The following is a 26,028-nucleotide window of genomic DNA, read 5'->3' as shown; positions in this document are numbered from 1 at the left end:
GTGAACAGCCCACAATGAAAGAGACGCTCGCCGTAATGAAAGCCTGGGTGAGGGACCACCATGAGGATGAACGTCTGTCAGCCCTGATGCCGCGCATTATGCTATACCGCGTGACACGCCCGCTCGACCTGGCGCCGGAAGTGTATCCGCCGTTTATCAGTCTGATCCTGCAGGGAGAAAAACAGCTGCAGATCGGCACACAGTCTGTGCATTACCGCGCCGGGGAGCTGTTTATCGCCGCAACTGATATGCCTGCGACGGGCAGGGTCACCGTGGCAGAGGCTGATGCGCCCTATCTGGCCGTGCGCCTGACGCTGGATTTTGCGCTGCTCAGCGATCTGATCTGCACGATGCCTGCGACAGCAGACGCGCCGCTGAGTAAAGGCATGGCGGTGCTGGCAGCCGATGATATGCTGCTGGCGGCCTGGTTACGGCTGTTGCGTCTGCGGGATCATCCTGCCGACATTGCTGTGCTGGCACCGCTGGCCGAGCGTGAATTGCTCTACCGCCTGTTGTGTGGTCCGCAGGGACAGCTGCTGCGTCAGGCGGCGGATGTCAGCAGCCACTTTTCGGCGGTGCAAAGGCCGATAAGCTGGCTGAAAAGCCATTACGCGCAGCCGGTGCGGATGGCTGCGCTGGCTGGCATGGCAAACATGAGTCTGTCGGTTTTTCATCGCCGTTTTAAAGCGGTGACCGGGTTAACACCGCTGCAGTATCAGAAGCATTTGCGGCTCTACGCGGCGCGCAGTCAGCTTCTGCTCATGCGGGGCAAGGTGGCGGCTGTCGCCGCCTCGGTCGGCTATGAAAGCCTGACGCAGTTCACCCGCGAATACGAGCGCCTATTTGGCGACCCGCCAGCGCGGGATAGCCGCAGGCACCGCCAGTAAGGGGGTGTGCCGTCTGCTGTGGTAAGGTCGTTTTACCTGGCAGCGTGAAACAAGCTGAACCGGGCCACGCGTGTAAAAACCCGACGCGAACTTACATCGACCATGAAACGAAAAGGCAGTGAGCAATGATTTCAAAGGACAATGCAGAGCACTACAGCTGGGGTGAGCAGTGTGACGGATGGTATTTGCTGAAGCGGCAGGACCTGCTGGTTATCCATGAAAAGATGCCGGCCGGGGCAGCGGAACAGCGGCATGTTCACGCCGTTGCCAGACAGTTTTTCTATGTGCTCAGTGGGGTACTTACCATGGAGATGGAAGGGGAAATGCACCACATCAACGCCATGCAGGGACTGGAAATCCCGCCAGGGGCACGGCATCAGGCCAGAAACGACGCGGATAGCGCGGTTGAGTTTCTTGTCATATCACAGCCCACCACGCGCGGCGATCGTGCCGATCTGCGCTGAACATGCCATCGGGCGGCCTGCCGTGTACGGTCGGGCAGTCCGGCAGGCATTTCTCAGCGCTGTTTCCGGCGCAACAGGAACGCGCAAATTGCTGTCAGCACACCTATCCATGGCATCGCGCCGGCACCGGCTAAAAAATGATGCTGATCGAGGCGGTTTTCCCGGCGGATATCGCTGAAGCGCGCCATTGCAGCAGCACGGTTGCTGGCAGCGATCACCTCCGGTTGTGGCCAGTATCCCTGCGTGCGTAATGCGCTGGCTTCGTCCGTTGCCGCGCTCTCCAGCACGACCCGTTTTTTTCCTTTTGTATAAAAACGGTATTCAGGCATTCGGGTGCTCCCGCAGGAAGAGGGTGTTTTTGACTAGAGTGACAAAACGCAGGCGGTGAAAGCGATGATTTTCAGGTCAGAAGATGCCTGAGGCGCAACCCAAACCCAGCGCATGGGGCTGCGCGGCCAGCAGGATAACGGCCTGTTAAAAAGGCGTTACCGGAGCCCCATTTTATCGCGCCGCCTCGTTTGCATGTCAGGCCAGGCTAAACCAAAATTACCCTGAGCGGGTGCTTGCTGGCGCCGGCTCCTAAAGAACCCTGGAGCAGTTTCTTCGCTCAACCCGCTTGCAAAAGCGGGTTTTTTCCGGCGTCACCGGTGGGCCTGAAAACACAGGGTGGAAAAAGACGTTTACTGCCTCAGGGCGAAGACGTTAACCCATCAATAACGGGCTGCAGGGCGGCCTGACACCCTCTGCCAGGGTAAGAAAACATCGCCCTGACGGCATGCATTATCCGCGCACCAATACTTTCATCATGCCAGGGATTTATGATGATAGTGCTTACTTGCCCCCCGCCTCAGGGGCTTTTTTTCTGCTTATCCCGCCTGCCGGGAAACAGCGCATGACATCTTTTCCCTTGTCCGTTCCGGCTCAGCTTCTGATGCGTGCCAGGTAAAAAAGTTTACCCTGTTTCACCGTTAATTAACGCGGGTTTACCTGCCAGATTAATTTTATTTTCAATACGTTGCTTTTAGGGTTGTGCCAGAGCGATGAAATAAAACATTACTCCGTCTAACGTCAGCCTGTGGGACGTTAGTTTCAGCAAATAATTAAAAAAGTTTTGCTTAACTTATATTTAACGATATGGCCCGAAAGGTTGCTTTGCAAACGTCGCGCAGAACCCATCGCCAGATACAGCCTGGATTTTCAGGCGCTGTGAATTGATTATTAAATTTATTAAAAACAATAATTTATATTATTTTTTCACTATTTTCCCGCTTAATCAGACTTAGCGGCTGCGTTATCGCAGGTTTTCCCGCAGCCCACCCGCTGAATTTTACATAGCGGGATAGGTAAAAAATATTTTCCTTTTCCTCTCATGTGCCGGTCTGCGCGACCGATAGTGTCTTTATTCATAATTTGCATATGGGATGCGTCAGATGAAAATATCAACCCGCCTTTTTAGCGGCTTTGGTTTATTAATTTTACTGTTCGTGGTGTGCATCGGCACCGGGCTGAATGCGCTGAACCAGGCGCGGGAGGGAATGGACAACGCCGTAAACGTGAAAATGAAGCAGTACCAGCTGGCGCTGAATATGCGTGGCAGCATTCGGGATATGGCTATCGCCGCGCGCAACATGGTGTTGCTGACGGAGATGAAAGACATGCAACCGGAATGGGAACGCCTGCAGAAACAGAAGGCGCTCTATTTATCGAGCCGTCAGGCGCTGGAAGAGATGATGAAAAGTGACGCCTCCGCCCAGGGGCGGGAAGGGATGCAGCAGGTTATGGCGGCAGAGCAGGCGGCACTCGCCGCACTGGAGCAGGCCGGACAGCTGGGGTTGCAGAACCGCGCCGCAGAAGCCACCACCTTTCTGATGACGGTCGCGCGACCGGCACAGACTGCGTTGCTGAAAGGGCTTGAGGTGATGACCGAGGCGGAAATGCAAAACACCCGCACGGCGGTGGAGTTAAACAGCCGTCGGACAGATAACGCCAGCCTGATACTGATGGCGCTGGGGCTGGCCTCGGTGCTGATCGGTGCAGCGACCTGTCTGATCATCATCCGGGTACTGATGCGTCAGCTGGGCGGCGAACCCGCGCAGGCGCAGGCGCTGGCGGCAACCATTGCGGCGGGCGATCTGACATCAGCTGTCACGCTGCGGCCGAATGATACCCGCAGTCTGCTGGCATCCCTGGATGCCATGCAGGCAAACCTGCGCGGTCTGGTGTCACAGATCAAAGATTCTTCCGCGTCTGTGGCAATGGCCGCTGACGAAATTTCGCAGGGTAATACGGAACTCTCTTCCCGCACCGAGCAACAAGCCGCAGCACTTCAGGAGACCGCCGCCAGCATGGAACAGCTGACGGCAACGGTGAAAAGCAACACGACCAGCGCCCGTCACACCGCGTCAACCGCGCGTGAAACCGCGCAGCTGGCGCAGGCCGGTGAAGCAGACATGAAACAGATGTCGGACACCATGCATGAAATCTCCCGCAGCGCCAGCCGGGTACGGGACATCACCGCGGTGATTGAAAGCATTGCCTTTCAGACCAACATTCTGGCGCTGAACGCGGCGGTGGAAGCCGCACGTGCCGGCGAGGATGGACGGGGGTTTGCGGTGGTGGCCGGCGAAGTCAGAACGCTGGCGCAGCGCAGCGCGACCGCCGCGCGGGACATTAAATCGCTGATTGAGCAGGCGGTGGCGCAGGTAGAGAGCGGAGTCGCGGTTGCCTCTGGCACCGGGCAGAGCATTCTGCGCATTGTCGGTATGGTCAGTGAACTGGCGGAAGCCATGGACACGATTTCTCTGGCTTCTAATGAGCAGATGCAGGGAATTTCCCAGATCAGCGTGGCAGTCAGCCAGATGGATGGCGTGACGCAAAACAATGCGGCGCTGGTGGAAGAGTCCTCTTCCGCATCACAATCCCTCTCTGAGCAGGCGCGCGCGTTGCAGGGTATGGTTGAACAATTTCAGGTTTAGCCGCCGTCAGGCCGTGGCGCATAGTCAACATGGCGCGCCGCGGCCTGACAGGTCACGGCTGCAGCAGGCGTTTCTCCCAGTCTGACTGCGGTGTGGCGCGACTGAAGTATTCGCGCAGATGCAGGCGATTGTCGCGGAAAGTGAGAAACTCCAGCGACTGCGGCACCACACGTAATCCGCCCCACTGCGCCGGGCGGGGCACTGGCTGACCTTCGTATTGCTGCCGCGCCTGCTGCAACCGCACTTCCAGCTCGGCCTCGGTGGCCAGCGGCTGGCTTTGCTGGAAACAGACGGTGGTGAGCTGTGCATCCCGCGAACGATCGTGCCACGCCGCGTCGGATTCCTGCGCGCTCACCGGCGCGATGACGCCTTCAACCCGCACCTGCCAGCCTTTTTCCTCCCACCAGAAGGTGAGCGCGGCATGGGGATGACGGGCCAGCTCCTGGCCTTTACGTGAGTTAAACCAGGTACAGAAGAGGAATCCGCGGGCATCGGCCGTTTTCAGGGCGACAAAGCGGGCGCTGGGCATTCCGTTGTCAGCTACCGTTGAGAGGCACATCGCGCCGCGATGCTTCGGCTGTACATCGCGGATCACGGCTTCCCACCACTGATGAAATTTTGCTATTGGATCGTCAGACATGCATTGTTCCTGCGCAAAGTAGAAAAGATGCGGACTCGCCGGTAAGACGTTACAGCGGCGAAGCGGCCTGATATCAGTGTAATGGCTGCGCAGAATCCTGCCGCGCTGCTGCGTTGTTACGCAACGGCCTCCCACTCTTTTTTCAGTAGCGCAAACACCAGCGTGTTGTCATAGCGTTCCTCGCCATCGGCGGAGGTAAACGAAACAAACTCGCGGAAACAGCCCTCCTGGCGCATGCCCAGCCGGTGACACAGCTTTTGCGAGGCCACATTGTAGTCTTCCACCCAGGCGTAGAGGCGACGCGCCGCTTTTTCCGTAAAGAGAAAAGCAAACAGCGCGGCAACCGCTTCAGTGGCATAGCCCTGACCGCCGTAACGCGGATTAAAGTGCCAGCCCACAGACCAGGTGTTGCGATCGTGTTCGTCACGGTTTTCCGCAAACAGATGGCCGATCAGCCGATCGCTTTGCTGCAGACAGACGGCAAACTGCGAGGCGTCGGCGGCCCGCTTTGCGACGTCACGTTCTGCCTCCGCCAGCGAGCGCAGCTTTTCATCCTGAAAGCAGGGCGCAGCCGGCGACGCAAGATAATCCAGCAGCGCCGGAGCGTCATCGTGTTTGAAGGCGCGGATATGAAGTCGCGGTGTGGTGGTAAAAATCATCGTTCCTCTTTTTGCACATGGCTGCGCTGCGGGCTTATCTGAAGCAGGCGGCAACGCAGCAGGGTTATCGTGAACGCTGGCTGGCGACCCGCAAGGCCAATCAGCGGGCGCGGCAGATCTGCGAAAAAAACGGCTACACGTGCATCCGCCACTATGGCCCCTGTCGCGACCGGGAGTAAACGGCCTGCCTGGCAAAAGCGGTGTAAGCGGGGCCTGCGCCTATTTGAGCTGCGCCCGGGCGGTATAAAAACGGCGGCAGGCGAGATAGACGGCAATAATCGTCGAGAGGCTGGCCGTGCCGATCAGCATAAAGGTCACCATGATTTGATATTTGATCGCCTTCAGGGGATCGATGCCGGCAAAAATCAGCCCCGACATCATGCCCGGTAAACTCACCAGACCGACCGTTTTAGCCGCATCAATCGTGGGCAGCATCGCCGCGCGGATGCTGTCACCGGTAATGGAGGCAGAAGCCTGTTTTACCGTCGCGCCCAGGCTGAGCATCTCCAGAATCTGCTGACGACGATCGGTAAACCGCTGCTGCAGATTGCTGTAACTGAGTCCCACTGCCACCATAGCATTACTGGCAATCATGCCGGCCAGTGGGATCACCTGCATCGGCACAAAAGCAATGGCGCCGCTCAGCACTAAGATCGCCAGCGTCATCACCGTCCCGCTGACAATGGCGATAAACGAGATAGCAAACGCGCGTTCCCGGCTGCGTTTGCCGGCGTGAAGGGCGGCATTCACACAGATAAACAGCACCATGCAGACCGTCAGCACGCTGTTGTTCACCGCAAACAGGGTTTTCAGCACAAAGCCGACGGCGGTCAGCTGCACCACGGCGCGGCTTACGCTCCACAGAATATCTTTGCTCAGGCCCAGTTTCTCTTTCTGACTGATGAGCAGCGCAATGCCCACCAGCAACAGCGACAGCAGTAGCGAACTGTCGGAGATATTATGCTGATTCACGATGATTCTCCCGATCCGCGGCGCCAAGCTGGAGGTGGCCGGTGGCGTGTGGTGCGTCGCCAGCCTCGTGACTGACCCAAACCACTGCGATCTTTTTCTCTGCCACCAGCGGGTAAATCAGCGCCTGCACCCCCTGTTTGTTCTCCTCATCCAGCGCACTGGTCACCTCGTCCAGCAGTAACACATCGGGCGTAAACTGCAGGTTGCGCAGCAGTCCGATACGCTGTTTTTCGCCGCCGGAGAGTTGCTGAACCGGTTTATCCAGCATCTCCGCCGCGAGATTGACGCTAGCCAGCGCCGCGATAAGCCGGTCACGCGGGGGCGTCTGCTGGCGCAACTGCCAGGGAAACGCCAGATTCTCATACACCGTTGCGCCAAACAGCTGCGGAGCCTGAAAACAGTAGGAGACCTGCTGCCGGTAAGTTTCCGGTCTGAGCGTTGTGATATCGCGACCGTTAAAGCGAACCTGTCCGGTGCCGGGCGTAAGCAGGGAAGCCAGGATTTTCAGCAGCGTGCTTTTACCGCTGCCGGAAGGGCCGTTCAGCACCAGCCAGTCTCCCCGGTTCAGCTGCAGGGAAACGGGCTGCAGCAGCCGCCGGCCCTGGTGTGAAAAAGTGACATCCTGCGCATCAAGCAGGGGAAACGCGTTCTCCAACTCATGTTCCTCAATGATGATGAAAGCTACGACAGGCGCCGGCTAGCCGGCTATCTGCCCGAACAGACTGCCGGTCAGCCCTGAGGCGGCCATCGCCATACTGCTCCAGAAGCTCACCCGGATAACGCTGCGCAAAACCGGGGCACCGCCTGCCCGGGCTGCCAGCGCACCCAGTAGGGCCAGCGAGAGAAGCGCGGTGATGACGATATAGGTAATGCCGCCGGAGCCGGGAACCGCCAGCGCGGCCAGCAGGGGAACGATCGCGCCCGCCATGAAACTGCCAGCGGAGAACAGGGCAGCCTGAAGCGGCCGTGCCGTGCTGAACTCCGTAATGCCCAGCTCGTCACGCGCATGCGCACCCAGCGCATCATGCTGCATCAGCGCATGCGCTACCTGGCGGGCGAGGTCAGGGGCCAGTCCGCGATGCACGTAGATGGCGGCCAGTTCATGTACCTCTGCGGAAAAATTTTCATCGATTTCGATTTGCTCTTCATTCAGCGCCGCACGCTCGGTATCGGACTGGGAGGAGACCGAAACGTATTCACCGGTTGCCATCGACATGGCACCGGCGACGACACCGGCAATACCGGCCAGTAACACGTTATGGTGATCGGAGCTGGCTGCCGCTACGCCTGTGAGTATGCTGGCGGTAGAAACAATGCCGTCATTGGCACCCAGTACGGCGGCACGCAGTGCGCTGGAGCGTGCAATTTTATGAGATTCACCCGGTAGCATAATGGCCCGCCTCGTTAACGTCCTGTTGATTGACCGTTTCTGGCAAAAAATGAGTCTGCCTGCTGCAGTATAGCCCTGGGGCAACGCGCATCTGAAAAGGGATTCCACGAATCGCTGAAAAAGCGTCAGACCAGAGATGAAAGCAACCTTAGCGCTGCACGCCTGGCGACAGCGTAAAAAGGTCATACTGCCTTTTTATTGTCTGCCGGACAGTGTGCACATGTCTGCTGGAGTGGTGATAGCCATTGAGTAACGCCCGGTCGAAAGCCTGAAGCGTCATTGACCCTTCCGTCCGGCTGGCAGGGCAGTACTGCCAGCCGGTGATTACACATCAGCGCGCGCCCTGGGTGTCCAGTAAGGCATAACCCTGGTTTTGCAAGGTGGCCAGCGTGGTCAGGGCAGAAGGGGTACGGATGACCGGAGCGGCAACCCACGCGGGACTATAGTGGTGCCAGGCCAGTGCCTGGCTGCACAGCGTGACTTTTACCCCGGCCGCGCTCAGCGCCTGAATCAGTGACAGGTTGGGGTTGGCAGTGCCAAACAGCTTGCGGTAATGAGGTTCATCCAGCATTGCGGGCGTTGCCCCGCCGTTGACGGCGACGACCGCGTCCAGCCGATCGGCAGGCACGCCAGCACTGCCATACAGGTTGATGACGCGGGCAACCTCGTTCAGGCCCGGATTCACCGTGCCAGGTGTGGCTGCCGCCTGGCTGACGCGGAATACCAGCTTGTAGTGCTGATTTTTATCGGGTGCGAACGCGCCGCTCACCGGGCGGTTTACGTCGCCATAACCGGCAATAATCGGCGGCGGCACCGGCTGTGCAACTGCGGTGACCGGCGCGAGGGTGAATGCCGGCAGGGTGGATATAGCCATGAGCAGGACAGAGGCAGCGCGTGCGAACATGAAAACTCCTGTAGGGGGACGGGCAGACCGTTCAGCGCCACAGAATAAAGAAAAAGCGCCCGGTGGTAAGGCTCCGGGCGCTTTTTTAAGAATTATACGCAACCTGACAGGGGCAGTCTGGTTTAGCCAGATTACGCTGAATAGTGACATGTCGGTTAAGCGGCGCGTCAAATGTGTTGTTATTGTGATGCCGGCTAATGACGCCGGCAAATAATAATGTTGCTGTGTGTAGCGTTACCGTATTGACCCTTTTCAGTCGGGTCTTTATTTAACGTGCGCGTGATAGATTTCACTGGTGTTCCCCTGGTGAGGGCGCACCCACTTTCATCTTTATATCAGCATGCCGGTAAAGGCGGCCTGCTGACTATTATTTACGTAACGGATAGCTGTGTGTATAAAAAAGGTTGCCGACGATTGTTATACGGGTTAATAACACCCTCCGCCTTACAGGAGCCCTGTTGCTTCGATAAAAAGATTTTTTTGCCCCCTTTGGTTTAAACTTCTGCGTCAGGATAGAAAGGAGTATCCCCCGCTAAGATTAATTGAACCTTAATATTTTTCTGCGCCGCAGATTATTTTCAGAAATCATCTGGTGTGTGAGGTCTGTCACAAAGTCACGGCGAATACAGCGCGTGATTATTACGGCGGTCATTAAACGTTTATTGCCGACATCAGAAATGCGCCTGGTAAAAAACACGGTATTTCACTTCCTGATAACGAACTTATCGCGGGCCGCTCTCTTTTACTGGCCTTTCCGCTGAACAGTGGCGGATCAGACACGCCTGTGACGCCCGGCGTGCTTTTATGCCTGCCTGCATCCCTGCCGGCGAACATTCAGCAACGCGGAAAACGGCGCAATCGCCTGTTCCGCTGGCTGGCCGGCGAAAGCCTTATTTTTCCGCCATCCGCTTTAGCGGGAATAAGCCGCCGGAAAATAATCTTTCGCGCCGGAAAGGGCATAATGCGTTACGCTGAACCTGCAGCACGATAACGCCCACCCGCATCCGTCTCGCTTTAGCATAAAAACACACGGTGGTCGGGATAAAAAATAAATTTACCGGGATTTTACGGTTTTCGTTCCAGTTATGCTAACCGGGTGTGGCTGCTTTTTATCTGTATGATTTTATTGATTAATTTCCGCATTTTTACGGCGGTGGGATAAGATTTTTGCCTGCAACCTACATATCTTTACACACTCTATTACATAACCGCTGCTTTTTCCGGTTAATTACGGCGCAGTTAAAGCGGTTTTTGTTGCGTTATTTTTCATCAGAAGTCCACCTGCCCAGGGTTAATTTGCAGAGTGCGGAACAGGACATATACTTCAGGCATATTCTTTAAATGGAATATAACCGCCTTTTTTATCATTCATCGCGCAGGATTATTTACAGCCTGACTGCACAGGAGCATTTCGCATGGACCAGACCGCCTTTACAATCGGCTTTTCGATTATGGCCATTGCCTCGCTGGCAATTTATGCCACCGGAGGTAAAACCTTTCCTTCCCGCCATCATACGCTGATGCACGCCTCGGTGCCGTTTATTGCGGCCACCGCGTATCTGGCCATGGCGCTGGGCTTCGGTAATGTGCTGCTGGACAGTGGCACCCCGGTTTACCTGGCGCGCTATGCGGACTGGTCAATTACCACACCAATTTTGCTGGCAGGGCTGGTGATGCTGGCATTCCACGAGCAGGGCAAACCTGGCGAAATGGGTGGGTTTTTAACCGCCATTATCGTGCTGGATGTCATGATGATCGTCACCGGCCTGATCTCATCGCTGGCGGAAGCCCCGTTTGCAAAATGGGTGTGGTATTTGTGGTCCTGCGCGGCGTTCCTGGGCGTGGTTTATTTGCTGTGGGGGCCGCTGCGGGCTATCGCCGCTGCCAAAGGCAGCGTGATGGCAGCCTGCTACAACAAAAATGTCGCGCTGTTAACCGTGGTCTGGTTTATCTATCCGGTGGTATTTCTGGTGGGGCCGGAAGGGATAAAAATCATCACTGACGCCACATCTGTCTGGGCATTTTTAATTCTGGATGTCATCGCCAAGGTGTTTTACGCCTTTTACGCGGCGGCTAACCTGGAAAAAGCCCTGCGCCATTCGCAACGACACAGCGCTGACCGGGTATGACCCTGCCACAGCAATGCGCCGGATGGGGCATATTATGGGGGGCAGCGCTGGCTGCCTCTTTCAGTCCGCCTGTCTGTCAGTTACTGTTTGCGGTTATTGCCATTGGTGTGATCGGCATGGCGCATGGTGCCAGCGATCTGGCCATCGTGCGCCCGGAAAGACAGCCGCTGTTTTTGATCGGATATGGCGTAGCGATGGTGCTGTGCCTTATCTGGTGGCACATCAGCCCGGCGCTGGCGTTACCCGGTTTTCTGCTGGCCTCCGCGCTGCATTTTGCTCTTGAGGATGCCCCGGACGGATCGCTGCCTGAACGTCTTGCCCGCGGCATCAGTCTGATTGCCACACCGGCCACTCTGCACGCTGCTGGCTGGCGCACAATTCTGCACAGCGCCGGACTGGACGCCGCCGCCCTGGATGCCCTGACCACCGCCATGGCGCTGGCGGGCGGTGTCACCGCAGCGGCGTTGTTGATCGTCGGCGTGACGCAGCGCAACTGGCGCCTTATCGCCGGTACGCTCGCCTTACTGCTGCTGCCGCCTTTTGTCGGTTTTTCTATGGGTTTCCTGATCCTGCACGCCCTGCCGCAGACAGCACAGCGGCGCGAACAACTGGGCTGTACCGGCTATATAGCTTATCTGCGCGCCACCTGGCCGGTGCTGCTGAGCGCGTTAGCGCTGGCAGCCATCACGGTCTGCATGATGCAGCCGGGCGATACACGGGGTATCCGCTCGCTGTTTGCCGCGCTCGCCGCCCTCGCCATTCCCCATCTGCTGATTACGCCCTGGTTTGAGGCGGAAGCGACAGACCACTGAGGAGAGCTTCAGCGCGTTGACGGGTGTTAAAGGGAAGGGTAAGGCAGTGGAGTGGCGGAGAGCCCATAGCGGCAGAAAGCAGGGAGCAGGCGCCTTTCTGGCTGCGTCTGTCCCTGTGATGAATGCGTAAAGTTAGAACGTTTCCCAGTTGGCACTGGCTGTCGCCATTACCGCCGGGGCCGGTTTGACGCTTTTCTGCACCTGTGCGACCGGTGCCAGCCGTCCTGAAGCGGGAACGCGGAATACGGAGACGGTTTTTTCCAGCTCCAGCGCCTGATCTTCCAGACTGCTGGCGGCCGCCGAAGACTCCTCAACCAGCGCCGCATTTTGCTGGGTGGTGGTATCCATCTCGGTCATGGCCTGAGCAATTTGCGTAATACCGCGGTTTTGCTCGTCAGAGGCCGCCGCGATTTCACCCATGATATCCCTGACCTGCGAAACGGATTTAACAATATCGCCCATGGTGTCACCGGCGCGGTTAACCAGCGTGGTGCCGTCATTCACCCGCATCAGTGATTCGCGGATTAACGCTTCGATCTCTTTTGCCGCCAGCGAGCTGCGCTGCGCCAGGTTGCGCACTTCGCCCGCCACCACCGCAAAACCCCGGCCCTGTTCGCCCGCGCGCGCGGCTTCTACCGCTGCGTTGAGCGCCAGGATATTGGTCTGGAAGGCAATCCCGTTGATCACCGTGATAATTTCACCAATTTTACCGGCGCTCTGGCTGATGCCACCCATGGTGTTGATCACATCGTGAATAATCTCGCCACCACGGCTGGCGTTGTGCGAGGCTTCTGTTGCCAGCTGGCTGGCATGATGCGCGTTTTCAGCGTTCTGTTTCACCGTTGAGGTCAGTTCTTCCATGCTGGCTGCCGTTTCCACTACTGCCGCCGATTGCTGTTCGGTACGGGAAGAGAGATCGGTATTACCGGCGGCGATCTCAGAAGAGGCGCGCGCCACGCTGTTCACGCCATCACGCACCCGCGTAATAATTGTGCGTAAGCTCAGGTTCATGGCGCCCACTGCGGCCATCAGCTGTCCCAGCTCATCGGTGCGGGTGCTGGTGATATCCGTGGTCAAATCACCTTCTGCAATGCGTTGCGCGGAGAACAGCGTTTCTTTCAGCGGCACAGTGATGTTGCGCGTCATGCGCCACGCCACCAGCAGGCTGAGCACAATACAGGCGATGGTGGTGATCCCAATCTGCCACAGCGCGGTATCAATATACCTTTCTGCTGTCCGGGTCTGGAAGAAAGTTAATTCAGTCATTGAACTGTTTAGTTTTTCCGCAGCCTGCGTCATCGCATCGGAAGCCTGCTTTTCATTACGGGCTAACTGCTGATAGTCACTTAACTGCGACGAAAGCCGCGTGGTCTTGTCCTGAACGGTGTTAGCCAGCGCACTCACCACTGCATCCGGGCTGCTTTTCAGCTGCGTAATCAGCGCATTCACTTCACTCTGCCGGCGACTTACGCTATTCAGCGCGTCATCTGCCGGGGTTTTCAGAAAGGCCTGGCTGGCGGCAACCATCTGGCCCATTTTCTGGCTAAGGGAGATGAGCGGAACCACGCTGTCCGCGGGAACCGAAGACGCGGGTGTCGCCAGCTGTTCGGCGACATCAGTGACCGCTTTCAGATTCAGATTGCTCAGCGCAGCAATGGATTTATCGGTGTTTTCAATAAAGGCCTGACGTTTCTGATTGTACTGGCTGAGCAAATCCCCCAGCATCGTCAGCTTTTGCTGGCCCTCTTCATTCCACTGGTATGTGTCCAGGCGCTGTTTCAGCTGTGCCAGCTTATTCATCGCTTCACCGTTGATGGTGATGAATTTTTTATCACGCGTGTACTGGAACAGCGTGCGATTGAGCCGCGCTTTCGCGAGGGTATCCATCATTTCAACGGTGATGTCACGCTTGGCGGAACTGTCCTGAATATTTAAAAAACAGCGCAGCGCAAGCGTGGCGATAATTAAAGAGGAGATAATGACCAGTGAAAAGCCCAGCGCTAACTTTCCGCCTATTTTCAGGTTAAATGGCTTTTTAATCATATTCATGAAGATACCCTGTATGGTTGGATGGCCAGAGTCATCAGCATGTGTGCTCCGGGCATCTTCTGGTATCGGCGTGCTGCGGCGTATATTTACGGTCTCCTGACGGTTTATTACGCCAATCTCATATTTAATTGATGCGGATCAACTTTTATTTTAACGGGTGTTATGATGCCCGGCGTGACTATTTATTCAGGAATGGTCAGTTATATAACCATTTAACCAGTTAAAGGCAGCGTCAGAATAAATATTACAATTAGGGGTAACTGCATTATAAACAGGGGGTTTATAAAAATATCGATTGCCGCGTCTGGCCAATTAGCGAAGCGTTATGATCATTTCAAAGCAGCGTAAATCAGCGTGCGCTAGTGCGGAGGGATAAAAACATTCCCGCACCAGATGAAACCCCTGCTTCTGATAAAAGTTCCGCGCATTCGGCGTGGCAAAGAGGGTTAATTGCAGGAAACCTCGCGCACGCGCTTCGCTTTTAATGGCGTCAATAATCCGGCTGGCCAATCCCTGGCCTGTAAAGGCGGGCAGGGTAAAGATTGCCTCGACGCTGCCGGAAGTCACGTCGAGGAAACCCGTCGCCACCGGAAGTCACGTCGAGGAAACCCGTCGCCACCGGTTGATCATCCGTGTCCACGGCAACAAAAAAAGGCTGCGCGCGAATGACGTTCCGGTAACTCTGCGGCATGGTATCCGGTGTCCAGGCCGCAATCACGGCTGCGTCATAGCTTTCCCGGCAGCCATGGCGTATAGCCTGGTTGCGGATGTGCCAGCAGGCTTCGGCTTCGGCAGGCAGGGCACGTCTGATTTGCATGGGGTCTCCGGATGGTGTTCAGGCAGTGGCACAACTGCACGCTGATTCGGGCATGGAAATGTGCGCTATCTGCCGTGTTACAACGGGTCACTGCCTTGTTTGCATATTAGTGTGGCCGTTTTCGCCGTCTGGTATTTATCTGCGCAGCAAACGCTGCAGCCGTTTTTGCTGCCATGTGTGAATCAGCCCGCTGAACAGAAAGATCCGCATCCCGCGCAGCGCAATCAGGGCGAACCAGATTGCCGCAACCCAAAGCGACCAGTGACTGGTCGGGGAAGTAAAATGGTTCAACAGATACAGCAGCGTGCAGACCACGGCGGCAGCGAGCGCGGCGCGGTAAAAACGGCTCTCCGCCGCTATTCTCTCTCTGGCTGCGGTAATGTTCTGATCCAGCGCGTGCTCTTCCGCCACGGCGGAACCAGTGAGCTCAGCCACGCTCACTTCAAACACCGCAGCCAGCGCACTTAATGTTTCCCGCCCCGGCCGCTCGCCATTCTCGATTCGCTGGATCGTGCGCGTGCTCAGCCCGGCCATTTCTGCCAGTTGTTCCTGTGACCAGGCGCGTGCAAGACGCAGCGCCCGAAAGGTGTTGGTTGTGCTCATTTATCGTCTCCGCAAGGTTGAGGGTCACGGCAAAGTTTGCCTGTCTGCCCGCGTCACCACCACGATCCTGACCCGACAACTCTGCGACACCGGCCTGACAGCCCGGCGACAGGCCAGCGGACGCGCACCGGCGAACAGCACGCACGCCCTATATCATCTGCTCTGGCCTGGCGGATCAATCACTATTTTGTGTTCAACAGGGAAAAACGGTTTTGCCGGCCGGCAGGGCGCTGAAAAGGGTTCAGAGGGGCAGATGCCCCTCTGTGCGGGTTTTTAAAAAAAGCAATCAACGCCGTTTTTATAAATCAATAAAATATCAGCGTTATATTTATAACCGGTGTGACTGAAGTTTGTATGAGTAAGCCTTATCATGACGGCCGTGATTATCTGTCAGGAGAGTTTTATGCCAGATAAAACACAAAGCGGTTTCTTCACAAGGTGGATTTCAACAGCGGGTTGAGGGAAGGTTAAGAAAAATGCGGGCAGAACAGGAAATAACCTGGGTGATCATCAGGGGAGTATAAATCAGCCGGTAAAGAGTAAGCCTGGATAAAAAGAAAACCGAACCTGATTATTATTTTCTCAAGCCACAAGCAGCACAAAGCCATTGCGCTGCATCAGAACGGGCTGACTTTATGCAGGCCGGTTAAACGCAAAAAAAGGCTCCCGGTCAAAGGAGCCGTAAAGGGCAGGAATATCATTTTGTTTTATTGTTCCCCTGGAGAGGCACATTTATATTATCGTCAGGGCAGGGACCAACTTGACAGGCTTTTCAATTTATTTTCTTGCATCGCATAACATCAGCGCTTCACGATGCGCTGAGTTCTGAAAAAGTGCTGGAAAAGTCGTTGTATTGCCCAGGTCGGTTTTCGGCTGCAGGGGCTTTCTGCATCAGCCACGCCAGCACTTGCCTCTGCAACATGGAGAGTTTATCTGTCAGCCGACGCTGTTGCCGAACGCTTGCGGCGCTGATGCCTGCGGCTGCGGCGGGTTACCTGTACAGAAACGTCCCTGGTCAGGCCACAGGTTGCGACAGCATGGCTGTTCAGGCAGAACCGGCGAGCGAAAAAGATGTGTTCGCGCTGTGCTTTAACTATATTGTCAGCACATATAATGCCGGGATAACGATCGCCATGACGCAACCTGCTTACCCGATGTGGGAATCAGAACGGTTACTTTATCGCTATAAAACCGCGGAAGATGTACAGGATCTTTTTCGCATATTTGGCAACCCTGTGACTCATCAGTTTAATCCGCGCGGGCCCTATCCGGATATCGGCTATGCACGGGATGCACTGACGCGCGCGCAGCAAAGTTATGATATTCACGGCTTTGGTGACTGGACAATATATGAAAAGGAGAACCCGGATACGGTGATTGGTTTCGGCGGTATTTTTGCCAGCCATTTTGACGGGCAGCTGACAAATAACCTTGGCTATCGGTTTGACCCTGCCGCATGGGGAAAAGGCTATGCCACCGAACTTTCCCGGCGCGCCATCCGCTTTGGTTTTGATGACATTGGGCTGGATGAGATTGTTGGCGTGGTGCGCGAAAATCATGTTGCTTCACGCCGCGTGCTGGAGAAAGCTGGCCTGACCTTTCTGAAGAAAGTCGACGACTTACCCGGTTTCGCGCCGAGCCTGATGTTCCGCATTACCCGCCATGACTGGCTGACCAGCCGCTGAAGGAAACGCAGGGTCTGCGCTACTAAAGGTTCCGCGGGCTTCTGTTTGCAGCAGACAACAAGATGACAGGGTGACAGACCATGGATACGCTGACAGCCGGTTTACTGACGTATTATGAGACGCTGCCGCTGCCCAAAGCGTACCTGCGATCTGCGCTGGAAGTCTGGGTCGTGCAGCAGCGCAGCAGATGCGCCGATCCAGCGTTCTCCGCTCACTTCCCATGGCGGGAGCTGGGGCTGCCGCAGAACTATTTTTTGCAGCGTCATCTCATCATTAATGGAAAACACTTTCTGACCGGGCCGCGTTATCGCGGCGGGGATATTCGTTATCCTTTTATTGATCTGGTGGCGTTTGATGCTGAACCCGATCGGGAAATCGCAGGCATCATCAGCCAGGAATGGGCAGAGATGAAACCGCAGTCTGTTCGTGTCTTAACGCCGGAAAATAGGTTATTACCCGGCAAGGTTGATCAGTATATTTACGGCGCAGCCGGTTCCGACCTGATGCCATTGCCGGAGACAAGCTCAGTCACTATCCGTCCGGCTTTTCAGACTGAATATGCATGGTGTTGTCATACCATGGCACAGGCTTATCACCCTGCCCGGACGCTTTCCGGCTTAGCCGATAGGTTAAAGGCGACTTCTGAGAGCGAGCTGGAACAGCATATCGCTGCGGGCAATGTCTATATCGTACTGGCTGAACGGGAGAGGGCAGGATTTATTCTCTGTGAAAAAAGCACGCTCGCTTTTTTAAACGGCTATTGCATCCGCGAAGAAGTCATTGCGCCCGCTTTTCAGGGACGTTCACTTGCTTCTCAGGCACAGCGCCTGCTTTATCATGACTTTCTGCAGCGATCGCGGCAGCCGGTATTACTGGCTGGCACTATCCTGCCGGAGAATATCCCCTCCATCAGAACGGCGGAAAAAGCGGGAAGGGTTCGCCTGCTTACCTATCAGTTTCTGCCGGTGTAACCGGCATCATGAAAGGTGCGGCAGCGCAGTTTTTTCGCATCCTGGCATCCTCTGCTTCAGCTCGTGACGAGAAGCGTTGAAGGACAGTGCGCATAACCTCTGTATGCAAAATAAAACGCCTGTCTGTACCTTGCCGGTTGCGGATGGGTATGGCTTGATCAGGCATTCATCCCGACCGCGGCCGGCTCTGACAGCGTGCGCGGCGTCCTTCCCGTTAATCTGTTATTCAGGAGTAAGCGATGTTTACCGGTCTGAGCGCCTTTCCACTGACGCCTGTTTCCGCAGCGGGTTTTGATGAACGCGGTTTCATCCGCCTTCTGGCGCGCATCACCGCAGCCGGGGCCGACTCCATTGGCGTGCTGGGTTCCACCGGCTGCTATGCCTATTTCACCCGAAAGCAACGCAGGCATATTGCGGAGGTGGCAAAAGCACATGCGGGGGAGATCCCGATCATGGTCTGCGTGGGGGCGGTCAGCACCGATAAAGTGCTGCGTCTGGCTGAAGATGCGCAGGCCGCAGGCGCACAGGCCTTGCTGCTGCCGCCCGTGTCTTATCAGCCGCTTTATGAGGAAGAAGTGTTTGAGCTGTTCAGCACCCTGTCACAGCATGTCTCGGTGCCTGTCTGTCTTTATGATAATCCGCGCACCACAGGCTTCACGTTCTCCGACGCGTTATATGCACGTATCGCCTCGTTACCGTTTATCCGCTCAGTCAAAATGCCGGGTCTGTCGTCTTCACCCGCCGAAGTGCAGGCGCGAATCCGGCAGCTGAAAGCGCTGCTGCCAGCCACCATGACGCTGGGTATCAGCGGTGATGCCAGTGCCGGCGTCGGACTGAATGCAGGCTGTGACGTGTGGTATTCCGTCTGCGGCGGGCTGTTTCCGCAGGCGGCGAAAGCGATAACCGATGCTGCTCAGCAGAATGATACTGCGCGGGTGCGGCAACTGTCTGAACAGCTGAACCCGCTCTGGGCGCTGTTCAGTAAGCACGGCGGCAGTATTCGCGTTATGGCGGCAGCGGCTGGCGTGCTGGGGTTAACAGCAGCGGACTGCCTGCCTCGTCCGCTCCGCCCGCTCAGCGCCAGGGATACCGAAGAAGTCGCCACGGTGATTCGCCACCTCGGGCTGCAGTAACGTGTTACACCCTGCAGCAGGCTGCGCGCCCTGCAGGGTGCCTGTCAGAGCCGATGGCGGGCATTCCACTCGTCGCGGGTGATTTCCCAGGTTTCGGAATCCATCACTCCGCTGATGTACTGTTTTTTCTCGGTTTTGATCAGGCGCATACCGCTGCTGGCGGAAATGGCCCGGGAGCGGCTGTTTGCGGCCGCTTTCGGCGCGCGTAACACAGTGCGGTTGAGCGTGTTGAACCAGTAGTCGGTCACCACGATACTGGCCTCACGCATCAGGCCCTGACGCTGGTATTCCGGTCTCAGCCAGAATCCCCGGTTATTATCTTCTTCTTCGCTGAGGCAGATCACCCCAATCAGATTTTCCGGTTGGTCACGCAGGCGCAGCGTCCAGAACCAGGAAAGGCCTTTTTCCATCTCCGGCAGCGCGACGTTATTAACGTACTGTGACGCGCCATCTTCGGGATAGGGCCAGGGAACGGAGGCCACCATATACCGCACAATATCCCAGCGTGGATAGTATTGCTGAATTTGCGGTGCATCTTCTGCGACCAGCGGTTTTAATATCAGGCGTTTTGTTTCCAGTACCGGTATCTGCATACGTTTACTCCTGCATACATAAAAATCCATGAAGATGTTCACTGATCCGCCGATCAGCGCATGGCATTTCCCTGGAAAACAGCCTTTTCAATATAAGTGACAAAGAAGGTGATTATTCGCGCTTATTATCCGTAGCCGTAAGCAATACGGTTGCTCTCATCTTAACGATTTTTCCCTGCATTAAACCAGCCTGACCGCAGCGCAATTTTGTGAAAGCGCTTATTCAGATGGATAAGGGGTAGCGGGTTAGCACAGCGTTGGTCTGGCGATAAATCATCAGGGCCGGAGGGTTGGTAACGGGTAGAATCGTCTGGTTATTCAGCCAGAGCGGATTGGCAGGGCAAACAGAACCACAAATAAACGCCGGAATATGCGCGTATTGACCCACAACAGGACGACGCAGGGGGCCGGAAGCGGTTGCTATCACTTTTACCCGATAGCGTGTAATCAGGTCAGCAGGGAGATAGGGCGGCTGAAATAATTTTATTATTAACGGCGCAGCAGCGCTGCACCGTTAACCGGTATCAGCAAAACTTACTGCTGACCCTGCTGATTTTTTTGCGCTTCTTTCTCTTTCTTACTGGCCATATGGTGACCCACTGCGCAGCCTGCTGCTGCACCTGCAACGCCATGGTGCGCAAGATGGCCTGCCACGCCGCCTGCTGCAGCACCTTTCAGGCAGCCTTTCGCTTCTGCCTGAGCACTGATCGCCAGCAGCAAACCTGCTGAAATAACCGCCACTGATAACGTCTTCATAAAATAACTCCCCGAGTTGATAATTGTCCCACAGACGCCTTCAGCATAGTCAGGCTTTGGCATTGCGCTGGCAAAAGAACATAAACCTGGATGTTTGTTACCGGTGGTTACCTTTCTTTCCGTCAGATTCATTCCGTTAAAGCGGTATCCGGCATTATGCCGTTTCTTATCCATAGCGTGCAGGGCCGTTTTATCCGGGTTTATGCGCGTCCATTATTTCTGTAAGGGTTACCCCGCAACGCCTGAGCCTGATGGAAACGCCGACAATGTCTGCATGGCGATGAACCGGGCGCCCATAGCCGGCAGGCGCGTTTTCTCGCGGGTGCTTTTATTACGCTTTAACCGGCAAGAGAGGCCGCTTCACCGCCGGATCTGTCTGCGTGGTGGATTAACGGCGCTTACTGGCGCAATGCTTCCAGAAACTGCGCCAGTTCGTCACTGGCAATCTGGCCGGGAGCAGACGCCTCGCCCAGACTGGCGAAGGTCAGGTTGCTGCCAAACAATTCGCCCGACATACGCGTTATTTTCCCTGTATCGCCCATCGCCATAATCAGCATAGGTTTGTCCGTCTGCTGACGCATCTGCCAGCTGGCATCCAGCAGCCGGGTTACATCGGCCGGGCTATGCGGCATCAGGGCGATTTTCAGGATGTCCGCGCCCTGTGCGTCCTGCTGCTGCAGCCGGGAGAGGATGTCGGCGAGGGAAGGGGTGGTAGCAAAATCATGATAAGAGAGGATAACGCGCGTGTTGCGCTGGTGAGCACAGGCAATCAACGGGCGGACAACCGCTTCGCCAGCCTGCATTTCGATGTCGATGAGATCGGCGAAACCCGCATCCAGCCATTGCCGATAAAGAGCCGAATAGGTGTGCGCATCCAGCGTTTTGTCCCCGCCCTCGGCCTTTGAACGAAATGTCAGCAGCAGCGGTTTACCCTGTAGCCGCGTACGTACAGCGTGTCCGAGCCGGGCAACGCGCTCCGCATCCGTCACGAAGGCCAGTTTATCTGCCCGCAGCTCGGCCATCTGTACGCTGTCACGCTTCGCAGCCTCGCTGGCCTGGCGCAGCATATCCTCTTCACTGGCCCCGGTCAGGGACACAATAATGGCTGGCTTACCCTATTGCAGCGTAAGATTCCCTACCGTCAGCGGCGTGACACGCGGTGTGCTGCGCGCTTTATCCGGCGCTTCGGCTGCCAGCGCGGCGGATGCCATCAGCATGATTAATGCACCTGATGCTTTAAAATTCATACTTCTCCCGGATTATTTATTCACATTCAGAAAATTAAATCCTGGTGCGGATTTCATCACAGGGCAAATAACGGCCCGGTGCAACCTGACAAAATCGCCGGGTGTTTTCCGCATCAGGCCGCGTGGAACAAGGCTGCATCGACGTGATTACCGCGTGGAAACTGTTGAATTAACTGGACCGACCACACTCTTTTTGCTGACCGGCAAAAGAAAAATTGAGAATTCTTCTCATTGTTGTCAGGTTGATTTATCACGTAACGTTAAGTGACAAAGCGCTGCGGCACGCATTCCTGTTTACGGGCATCAGCATAATTACAGTGAGAGAGTGGGATGATGCGGTCGTTGCCGGAGAGTCAGAGCGTTGACGTGTCGGCCATTCCGCAGGGAGAGATGAATGCGCATAATCTGCCGACACTGCCGGGCTCAGCTCAGCAGGGATGAATATTTCTGGTTTCACGATAGCTGTGTCCCGTGCGAGACCTATCGTCAGGTGGCCGCTGAAGAACGCAAGGTGTGGATTAAATCGCCGCTGTTTGCCTTCTGCCTGACGCGTTTCCAGATGCGTCGTGCGCGCCATGCTTTTTCCAGCTGGTTGCGCAATGCCAATATTGTGTGAAACAAGCGTGATGCCGGTTTCGATGCGAGAAGGCGAACGGTAGCGCTATCTGTCTCCCCGGAACCGATACCGATGCTGAAAGATCAGGTTCGGTGCAGATCAGTCAACAATAAACAGTCTGGCACCTGACAGGGTGGAAGAACGATGCGCTTCAGCCTCATCCGCCACCTGATAACTCATGCCGGGCGTTAACGTAAACGTGCGTCCGTCATCCAGTTCAGTGCGCAGTTCGCCTTCCAGGCAAAAAAGAATATGCCCTTTGACACACCAGTGATCGGCGATATAGCCCGGTGAATATTCCACTATGCGCACGCGAATATCGTCAAACTGTGCTGTGCGCCAGATAGCCTGCCCTTTTTCCCCGGGCCACGTGACCGTTTCAATCTTTTCCCAGTCGGTTATACCAAAAGGGATATTCGCCATTTTCATGATTATTTCTCTCCTGACCTGAACGGATAATGTCAAAGCCGGCCTGTAAAACAGGCGTGTGATACGGTTGTGTATATCACATCATGCATGATTTGGAGGGCCCTGCCTTTAGCAGCCTGTGATTAAGCGGCTTACGGCAGACCTGGCGATAATAACGCACGCCATGCTGTACCTGGCACGCATAAAGGTGTAGCGTCATCCGCAGTGCCTGTGCAGGCTGCAGGCCTGACCTCCGCGCGCTTTTGCACAGCGGCTTTACTGGCGAGATTCCGCGTCGTTCCGACTCAGGTTGTTTATGGAATCATCTGACACAGACCACCACAGCAATATTCTCATTGGCAAAGCGGCGGTTGCGCTGTTCCAGTCAGGAGAAGACGTTAACCGTGATGCGCTGCTGAAAAAACTGCATGAGCTGGCTGATAGCACAGCCAGTCAGCCGGCATTTTTACTGGCAGTGGCAAAGCTCACACCGGGGCAACCCACAGAGAATTAATCCTCGTGTCCCAGGCAGCAGCAGCAGGAGGGCTGCTGCTGAGGTTATGCACCGGAGATAGCCGTTCGACCGTTTACCGCGCGGACTGCAGCATCCTGGCGGCCGCTACCCGTTTAATTGGCCTGTCACGGCCCGCTCTGAGGCCGCGACAGCATCCTGCTATTTAGCGTTCGTCAAACGGCACCCCGCCTTTGGCTTTGAGATGCTTTGGCGTTTCGATAATGGATACCGTGACGACCTCTGGCTCGACGTCAAATGCATCAACCACCGCCTGCGTCAGGCCCTTCAGCAATTTCTTTTTCTGCTCAGGTGAGCGCCCTTCGGCAGCATAGACAACGATTTCCGGCATAGCGTGTTTCCCTGATGGTCTGGATGAGTATTTCAGCATAGCGCAACATGCCGTGCGGCAGTCAGCGGCAGTCAGCGGCAGTCAGCGGCAGTCAACATGCTGTACTGCTGGCTCAGCGCGCCGGCGGCAGGCTGTCGCCGGCACCCAGCGAACGCTGCATGACGACGGTGTCGAGCCAGCGACCATGTTTGAATCCCACCGATTTCATGACGCCGGTGGGTTTAAAACCGAGTGCGCGATGCAGTCCCAGCGAGCCCGCATTCGCACTGTCACCGACAATGGCGATGATCTGGCGAAAGCCGGCGGTTTCAGCCAGCGTGATAGCCTTCTGCAGCAGCGCTTTGCCAATGCCGCGTCCGGTTTGCTGCGGGTCCAGATAGATGGAGTCTTCCAGCGTAAAGCGATAGGCATAACGCGGCCGGTAAGGCGCCAGATAACAGTAACCCAGCACCTGATGCTGTTCCTGCGCCACCAGCCAGAAACCGCCGCGCTGCTGCACATCCAGAATGCGTCGCCGCATTTCACTTTCCGCTGGGGGTTCGGTCTCAAACGTGGCAGTGCCATGCAGCACATGCCAGGCATAAATACGCTGAAGGTCTGCCGCGTGATGCGGCCGTGCGGGGAGAATGTCCATATATTCCTGAAAATCGACGTGGAAAACCTCAGCATGCCACTCCGCCGTCCGCGCAGCATGGGCTTTTATCATAGGAAATAGTGATAGCTGAGGCTGGGGCCCGGCAGGCAACGGCAGAGCATAGCCGCGTATCAGGCCGCCGCGTCGCCGTCAGTTCTGTTCTGAGAGCTGCACCGCCATGGTGTCCGGCTCCAGCGCTTCAAACACATGCGGCTCGTCGGCCGGATAGCAGATATAGTCTCCCGGATTCAGCTCCACGGGGGCATCCGTCGGGCCAACGCGCGCGCGACCACGCGCAATAATGACATGTTCCACAGAGCCGGGCGGATGGGGTTTTGACGCGCGCGGCGCGCCAGGCTGGCTGGTGATCAGGTACAGATCGCGCCGTCCGCCAGGCGGGCAGCTGGCTACCAGGGCCGCCTGATAGTCCGCCAGCGCGGCGGAGACCATCATGCCTTCACCGCGGCGAATCACCTGCAGGCGTTTTACTTCCGGCTCCATCAGGCGAGCGAAAGGAATATTCAGTGCGACGCACAGCGACCACAGCGTTTCCAGGCTGGGATTACCGTTACCGGCCTCCAGCTGCGACAGCGTCGATTTCGCAATGCCTGCACGCCGTGCCACTTCCGTCAGGGAAAGCCCGGCGCGTTCACGTTCGCGTACCAGTCCGGCTGCAATAATATCGATCGGCGGTGTCACATACTCTCCTGTTCTTTATATCGAACGATTTGTTCATCTTGTAAAACAATGGCAGTACGTTCATTATAACGTCATTCCTGTTCGTTATGAGACAAAATTGTGATGCGTCTGGGTGCCATACCGCTGGATAGCGGCGTAATAAAAGCGATTTTCCTCGTCTGTCTGGCCGACGGCATTGTCGGGCTATCGTATGGTTCACTGGCGGCGGCCGAAGGCTTTCCGCTCTGGGTGCCTGTGGCGCTCTCCACGCTGGTGCTGGCCGGGGCCTCAGAATTTCTGTTTATCGGTATTGTTGCCGGCGGCGGCAGCCCGCTGACCGCCGCCGCGGCCGGTTTACTGGTCAACGCCCGCCATCTGCCGTTTGGTATTGCGGTAAAAGATCTGGTCGGCAAGGGCAGCCGCAGTCTGCTGGGCTGCCATATCATGAATGATGAAAGCGTGGTGTTTGGCATCTCACAGCCAAAACTGCCGCAGCGCCGCGCGGCGTACTGGGTATGCGGGCTGGGCATTTTTGCCATCTGGCCGCTGACGGTCATCAGCGGGGCGCTGATTGGCCGCTTTATCCCGGATGTTTCAGCTATCGGACTGGATGCGGTGTTTCCGGCGATTCTGATCGCGCTGATCTTCCCGGCGCTGCGCCAGCGCCGTACCCGCATCCCGGCCGCCTGTGGCGCACTGCTTTCGGTAGCGGTCACGCCTTTTGTCCCTGCAGGGATGCCGGTGCTGTTTTCACTGCTGGGTTTACTGAGCTGGCGGGAGCGGAAAAATGCAAAATAACCTTGTTATCGCCGGGATCGCACTGCTGGCGGTGGGAACCTATGCTATCCGCTTTGCCGGATACAAAGTGGGCAGCCGGATGCATATGTCTGAGCGCGTCCGCAATATGTTATCCGATGCCGCCACCGTGCTACTGCTGGCGGTGGCCGTCACCACCGCGCTATTTGAAGGCACGCACTTCGCCGGGGTTGCGCGCGTCACCGGCGTGCTGTTTGCGCTGTTCCTCGCCTGGCGGCGTGCGCCGCTGATTATGGTGATTATCGGCGCGGCGGTAATGACTGCGCTGCTGCGCTTCGCTGGCGTGCCCTGATTATCCACGCCAGGCTTTCACGCTATGATTAGGGT

Annotated in this window: 29 protein-coding genes and 1 pseudogene; 13 read left to right on the top strand and 17 right to left on the bottom strand. The window is 56.3% G+C overall.

Going from position 1 to position 26,028, the window contains the following annotated elements:
• Positions 1 to 14: 14 nt before the first annotated feature.
• Together D8B20_RS19515 and D8B20_RS19510 are read left to right on the top strand one after the other, a co-directional pair.
• Entirely contained in the window at positions 15 to 887 is an 873-nt protein-coding gene (locus D8B20_RS19515) for an AraC family transcriptional regulator (protein ID WP_261388110.1), read from the top strand.
• Positions 888 to 1,012: 125 nt separating this feature from the next.
• The gene (locus D8B20_RS19510) at positions 1,013 to 1,351 is read left to right on the top strand and encodes a cupin domain-containing protein (protein WP_145891412.1); all 339 of its coding nucleotides are present in this window, start codon (positions 1,013 to 1,015) and stop codon (positions 1,349 to 1,351) included.
• Between the two features lie 53 nt (positions 1,352 to 1,404).
• Here D8B20_RS19510 and D8B20_RS19505 read toward each other — a convergent pair whose 3' ends face one another.
• Complete coding sequence (locus D8B20_RS19505; protein ID WP_145891410.1) at positions 1,405 to 1,680, bottom strand: hypothetical protein; 276 nt, start codon at positions 1,678 to 1,680, stop codon at positions 1,405 to 1,407.
• A gap of 1,101 nt (positions 1,681 to 2,781) precedes the next feature.
• On the opposite strand from D8B20_RS19505, the gene D8B20_RS19500 reads away from it, so the two are divergent.
• Positions 2,782 to 4,326 (top strand): methyl-accepting chemotaxis protein, encoded by a 1,545-nt coding sequence (locus D8B20_RS19500; RefSeq protein WP_145891408.1) that lies wholly within the window; start codon positions 2,782 to 2,784, stop codon positions 4,324 to 4,326.
• A 52-nt stretch (positions 4,327 to 4,378) separates the two neighbouring features.
• On the opposite strand, the gene pdxH is transcribed toward D8B20_RS19500, so the two are convergent.
• The 6 genes from pdxH to D8B20_RS19470 all read right to left on the bottom strand — a co-directional run bounded on the left by pdxH (position 4,379) and on the right by D8B20_RS19470 (position 8,891).
• The gene (pdxH, locus tag D8B20_RS19495; protein WP_145891406.1) at positions 4,379 to 4,966 is read right to left on the bottom strand and encodes a pyridoxamine 5'-phosphate oxidase; all 588 of its coding nucleotides are present in this window, start codon (positions 4,964 to 4,966) and stop codon (positions 4,379 to 4,381) included.
• Positions 4,967 to 5,082: 116 nt separating this feature from the next.
• A complete protein-coding gene (locus tag D8B20_RS19490; RefSeq protein ID WP_145891404.1) occupies positions 5,083 to 5,625 on the bottom strand; it encodes a GNAT family N-acetyltransferase in 543 nt (180 codons plus the stop codon).
• 219 nt (positions 5,626 to 5,844) lie between these two features.
• Positions 5,845 to 6,597 (bottom strand): iron efflux ABC transporter permease subunit FetB, encoded by a 753-nt coding sequence (fetB, locus tag D8B20_RS19485; RefSeq protein ID WP_145891402.1) that lies wholly within the window; start codon positions 6,595 to 6,597, stop codon positions 5,845 to 5,847.
• Positions 6,584 to 7,252 (bottom strand): iron efflux ABC transporter ATP-binding subunit FetA, encoded by a 669-nt coding sequence (gene fetA / locus D8B20_RS19480; RefSeq protein WP_145891400.1) that lies wholly within the window; start codon positions 7,250 to 7,252, stop codon positions 6,584 to 6,586. The genes fetB and fetA overlap by 14 nt, the downstream gene beginning before the upstream one ends.
• 42 nt (positions 7,253 to 7,294) lie before the next feature.
• Positions 7,295 to 7,987 (bottom strand): VIT1/CCC1 transporter family protein, encoded by a 693-nt coding sequence (locus tag D8B20_RS19475; RefSeq protein ID WP_145891398.1) that lies wholly within the window; start codon positions 7,985 to 7,987, stop codon positions 7,295 to 7,297.
• 331 nt (positions 7,988 to 8,318) lie between these two features.
• Positions 8,319 to 8,891 (bottom strand): DsrE family protein, encoded by a 573-nt coding sequence (locus D8B20_RS19470; RefSeq protein ID WP_186454447.1) that lies wholly within the window; start codon positions 8,889 to 8,891, stop codon positions 8,319 to 8,321.
• A gap of 1,415 nt (positions 8,892 to 10,306) precedes the next feature.
• On the opposite strand from D8B20_RS19470, the gene D8B20_RS19465 reads away from it, so the two are divergent.
• Both D8B20_RS19465 and D8B20_RS19460 read left to right on the top strand, forming a co-directional pair.
• On the top strand, positions 10,307 to 11,020 hold the full coding sequence (locus D8B20_RS19465) for a bacteriorhodopsin (RefSeq protein ID WP_145891394.1): 714 nt from the start codon (positions 10,307 to 10,309) through the stop codon (positions 11,018 to 11,020).
• Positions 11,017 to 11,832 (top strand): Brp/Blh family beta-carotene 15,15'-dioxygenase, encoded by an 816-nt coding sequence (locus tag D8B20_RS19460; RefSeq protein WP_145891392.1) that lies wholly within the window; start codon positions 11,017 to 11,019, stop codon positions 11,830 to 11,832. The genes D8B20_RS19465 and D8B20_RS19460 overlap by 4 nt, the downstream gene beginning before the upstream one ends.
• Before the next feature lie 132 nt (positions 11,833 to 11,964).
• On the opposite strand, the gene D8B20_RS19455 is transcribed toward D8B20_RS19460, so the two are convergent.
• The 3 genes and pseudogenes from D8B20_RS19455 to D8B20_RS19445 form a co-directional block, all read right to left on the bottom strand.
• Positions 11,965 to 13,881 (bottom strand): methyl-accepting chemotaxis protein, encoded by a 1,917-nt coding sequence (locus D8B20_RS19455; RefSeq protein ID WP_145891391.1) that lies wholly within the window; start codon positions 13,879 to 13,881, stop codon positions 11,965 to 11,967.
• Positions 13,882 to 14,193: 312 nt separating this feature from the next.
• Positions 14,194 to 14,698, bottom strand: a pseudogene (locus D8B20_RS19450) (GNAT family N-acetyltransferase).
• 135 nt (positions 14,699 to 14,833) lie between these two features.
• A complete protein-coding gene (locus D8B20_RS19445) occupies positions 14,834 to 15,301 on the bottom strand; it encodes a helix-turn-helix domain-containing protein (RefSeq protein ID WP_145891389.1) in 468 nt (155 codons plus the stop codon).
• 1,154 nt (positions 15,302 to 16,455) lie between these two features.
• On the opposite strand from D8B20_RS19445, the gene D8B20_RS19440 reads away from it, so the two are divergent.
• The 3 genes from D8B20_RS19440 to D8B20_RS19430 all read left to right on the top strand — a co-directional run bounded on the left by D8B20_RS19440 (position 16,456) and on the right by D8B20_RS19430 (position 19,090).
• The gene (locus D8B20_RS19440; RefSeq protein WP_145891649.1) at positions 16,456 to 16,986 is read left to right on the top strand and encodes a GNAT family N-acetyltransferase; all 531 of its coding nucleotides are present in this window, start codon (positions 16,456 to 16,458) and stop codon (positions 16,984 to 16,986) included.
• An 80-nt stretch (positions 16,987 to 17,066) separates the two neighbouring features.
• Positions 17,067 to 17,957: a GNAT family N-acetyltransferase gene (locus D8B20_RS19435; RefSeq protein WP_145891387.1), complete on the top strand. Its 891-nt coding sequence runs from the start codon at positions 17,067 to 17,069 to the stop codon at positions 17,955 to 17,957.
• 239 nt (positions 17,958 to 18,196) lie between these two features.
• Positions 18,197 to 19,090, top strand: a complete 894-nt coding sequence (locus D8B20_RS19430) for a dihydrodipicolinate synthase family protein (RefSeq protein ID WP_145891385.1) — start codon at positions 18,197 to 18,199, stop codon at positions 19,088 to 19,090.
• Positions 19,091 to 19,134: 44 nt separating this feature from the next.
• On the opposite strand, the gene D8B20_RS19425 is transcribed toward D8B20_RS19430, so the two are convergent.
• The 3 genes from D8B20_RS19425 to aroD form a co-directional block, all read right to left on the bottom strand.
• Positions 19,135 to 19,683 (bottom strand): GNAT family N-acetyltransferase, encoded by a 549-nt coding sequence (locus D8B20_RS19425; RefSeq protein ID WP_145891383.1) that lies wholly within the window; start codon positions 19,681 to 19,683, stop codon positions 19,135 to 19,137.
• Positions 19,684 to 20,217: 534 nt separating this feature from the next.
• On the bottom strand, positions 20,218 to 20,439 hold the full coding sequence (locus D8B20_RS19415) for a hypothetical protein (RefSeq protein ID WP_145891645.1): 222 nt from the start codon (positions 20,437 to 20,439) through the stop codon (positions 20,218 to 20,220).
• Positions 20,440 to 20,837: 398 nt separating this feature from the next.
• On the bottom strand, positions 20,838 to 21,536 hold the full coding sequence (gene aroD, locus D8B20_RS19410) for a type I 3-dehydroquinate dehydratase (RefSeq protein ID WP_145891381.1): 699 nt from the start codon (positions 21,534 to 21,536) through the stop codon (positions 20,838 to 20,840).
• Positions 21,537 to 21,540: 4 nt separating this feature from the next.
• Between aroD and D8B20_RS19405 the strand changes: the two genes are divergently transcribed.
• The gene (locus D8B20_RS19405) at positions 21,541 to 21,954 is read left to right on the top strand and encodes a hypothetical protein (RefSeq protein ID WP_145891379.1); all 414 of its coding nucleotides are present in this window, start codon (positions 21,541 to 21,543) and stop codon (positions 21,952 to 21,954) included.
• Positions 21,955 to 22,080: 126 nt separating this feature from the next.
• Positions 22,081 to 22,302: a hypothetical protein gene (locus tag D8B20_RS19400; RefSeq protein WP_145891377.1), complete on the top strand. Its 222-nt coding sequence runs from the start codon at positions 22,081 to 22,083 to the stop codon at positions 22,300 to 22,302.
• Between the two features lie 99 nt (positions 22,303 to 22,401).
• Here D8B20_RS19400 and D8B20_RS19395 read toward each other — a convergent pair whose 3' ends face one another.
• Positions 22,402 to 22,731, bottom strand: a complete 330-nt coding sequence (locus D8B20_RS19395) for a DHCW motif cupin fold protein (RefSeq protein WP_145891375.1) — start codon at positions 22,729 to 22,731, stop codon at positions 22,402 to 22,404.
• Between the two features lie 295 nt (positions 22,732 to 23,026).
• On the opposite strand from D8B20_RS19395, the gene D8B20_RS19390 reads away from it, so the two are divergent.
• Entirely contained in the window at positions 23,027 to 23,224 is a 198-nt protein-coding gene (locus D8B20_RS19390; RefSeq protein ID WP_145891373.1) for a hypothetical protein, read from the top strand.
• A 163-nt stretch (positions 23,225 to 23,387) separates the two neighbouring features.
• Here D8B20_RS19390 and D8B20_RS19385 read toward each other — a convergent pair whose 3' ends face one another.
• The 3 genes from D8B20_RS19385 to D8B20_RS19375 all read right to left on the bottom strand — a co-directional run bounded on the left by D8B20_RS19385 (position 23,388) and on the right by D8B20_RS19375 (position 24,906).
• Complete coding sequence (locus tag D8B20_RS19385; RefSeq protein WP_145891371.1) at positions 23,388 to 23,573, bottom strand: tautomerase family protein; 186 nt, start codon at positions 23,571 to 23,573, stop codon at positions 23,388 to 23,390.
• Between the two features lie 112 nt (positions 23,574 to 23,685).
• Positions 23,686 to 24,207 (bottom strand): GNAT family N-acetyltransferase, encoded by a 522-nt coding sequence (locus D8B20_RS19380; protein WP_145891369.1) that lies wholly within the window; start codon positions 24,205 to 24,207, stop codon positions 23,686 to 23,688.
• A gap of 150 nt (positions 24,208 to 24,357) precedes the next feature.
• Positions 24,358 to 24,906 (bottom strand): helix-turn-helix domain-containing protein, encoded by a 549-nt coding sequence (locus tag D8B20_RS19375; protein ID WP_145891367.1) that lies wholly within the window; start codon positions 24,904 to 24,906, stop codon positions 24,358 to 24,360.
• Positions 24,907 to 25,008: 102 nt separating this feature from the next.
• Between D8B20_RS19375 and D8B20_RS19370 the strand changes: the two genes are divergently transcribed.
• Together D8B20_RS19370 and D8B20_RS19365 are read left to right on the top strand one after the other, a co-directional pair.
• Positions 25,009 to 25,683, top strand: a complete 675-nt coding sequence (locus D8B20_RS19370; RefSeq protein WP_145891643.1) for an AzlC family ABC transporter permease — start codon at positions 25,009 to 25,011, stop codon at positions 25,681 to 25,683.
• The gene (locus D8B20_RS19365) at positions 25,673 to 25,993 is read left to right on the top strand and encodes an AzlD domain-containing protein (protein ID WP_145891365.1); all 321 of its coding nucleotides are present in this window, start codon (positions 25,673 to 25,675) and stop codon (positions 25,991 to 25,993) included. Before D8B20_RS19370 ends, D8B20_RS19365 begins: the two co-directional genes overlap by 11 nt.
• Positions 25,994 to 26,028 lie beyond the last annotated feature (35 nt).

Origin of the sequence: Candidatus Pantoea soli, from assembly GCF_007833795.1 — a bacterium.
In the GTDB taxonomy this organism is placed as follows: Bacteria; Pseudomonadota; Gammaproteobacteria; order Enterobacterales; family Enterobacteriaceae; genus Pantoea; species Pantoea soli.
This window is presented reverse-complemented; position numbering and strand designations above follow the sequence as displayed.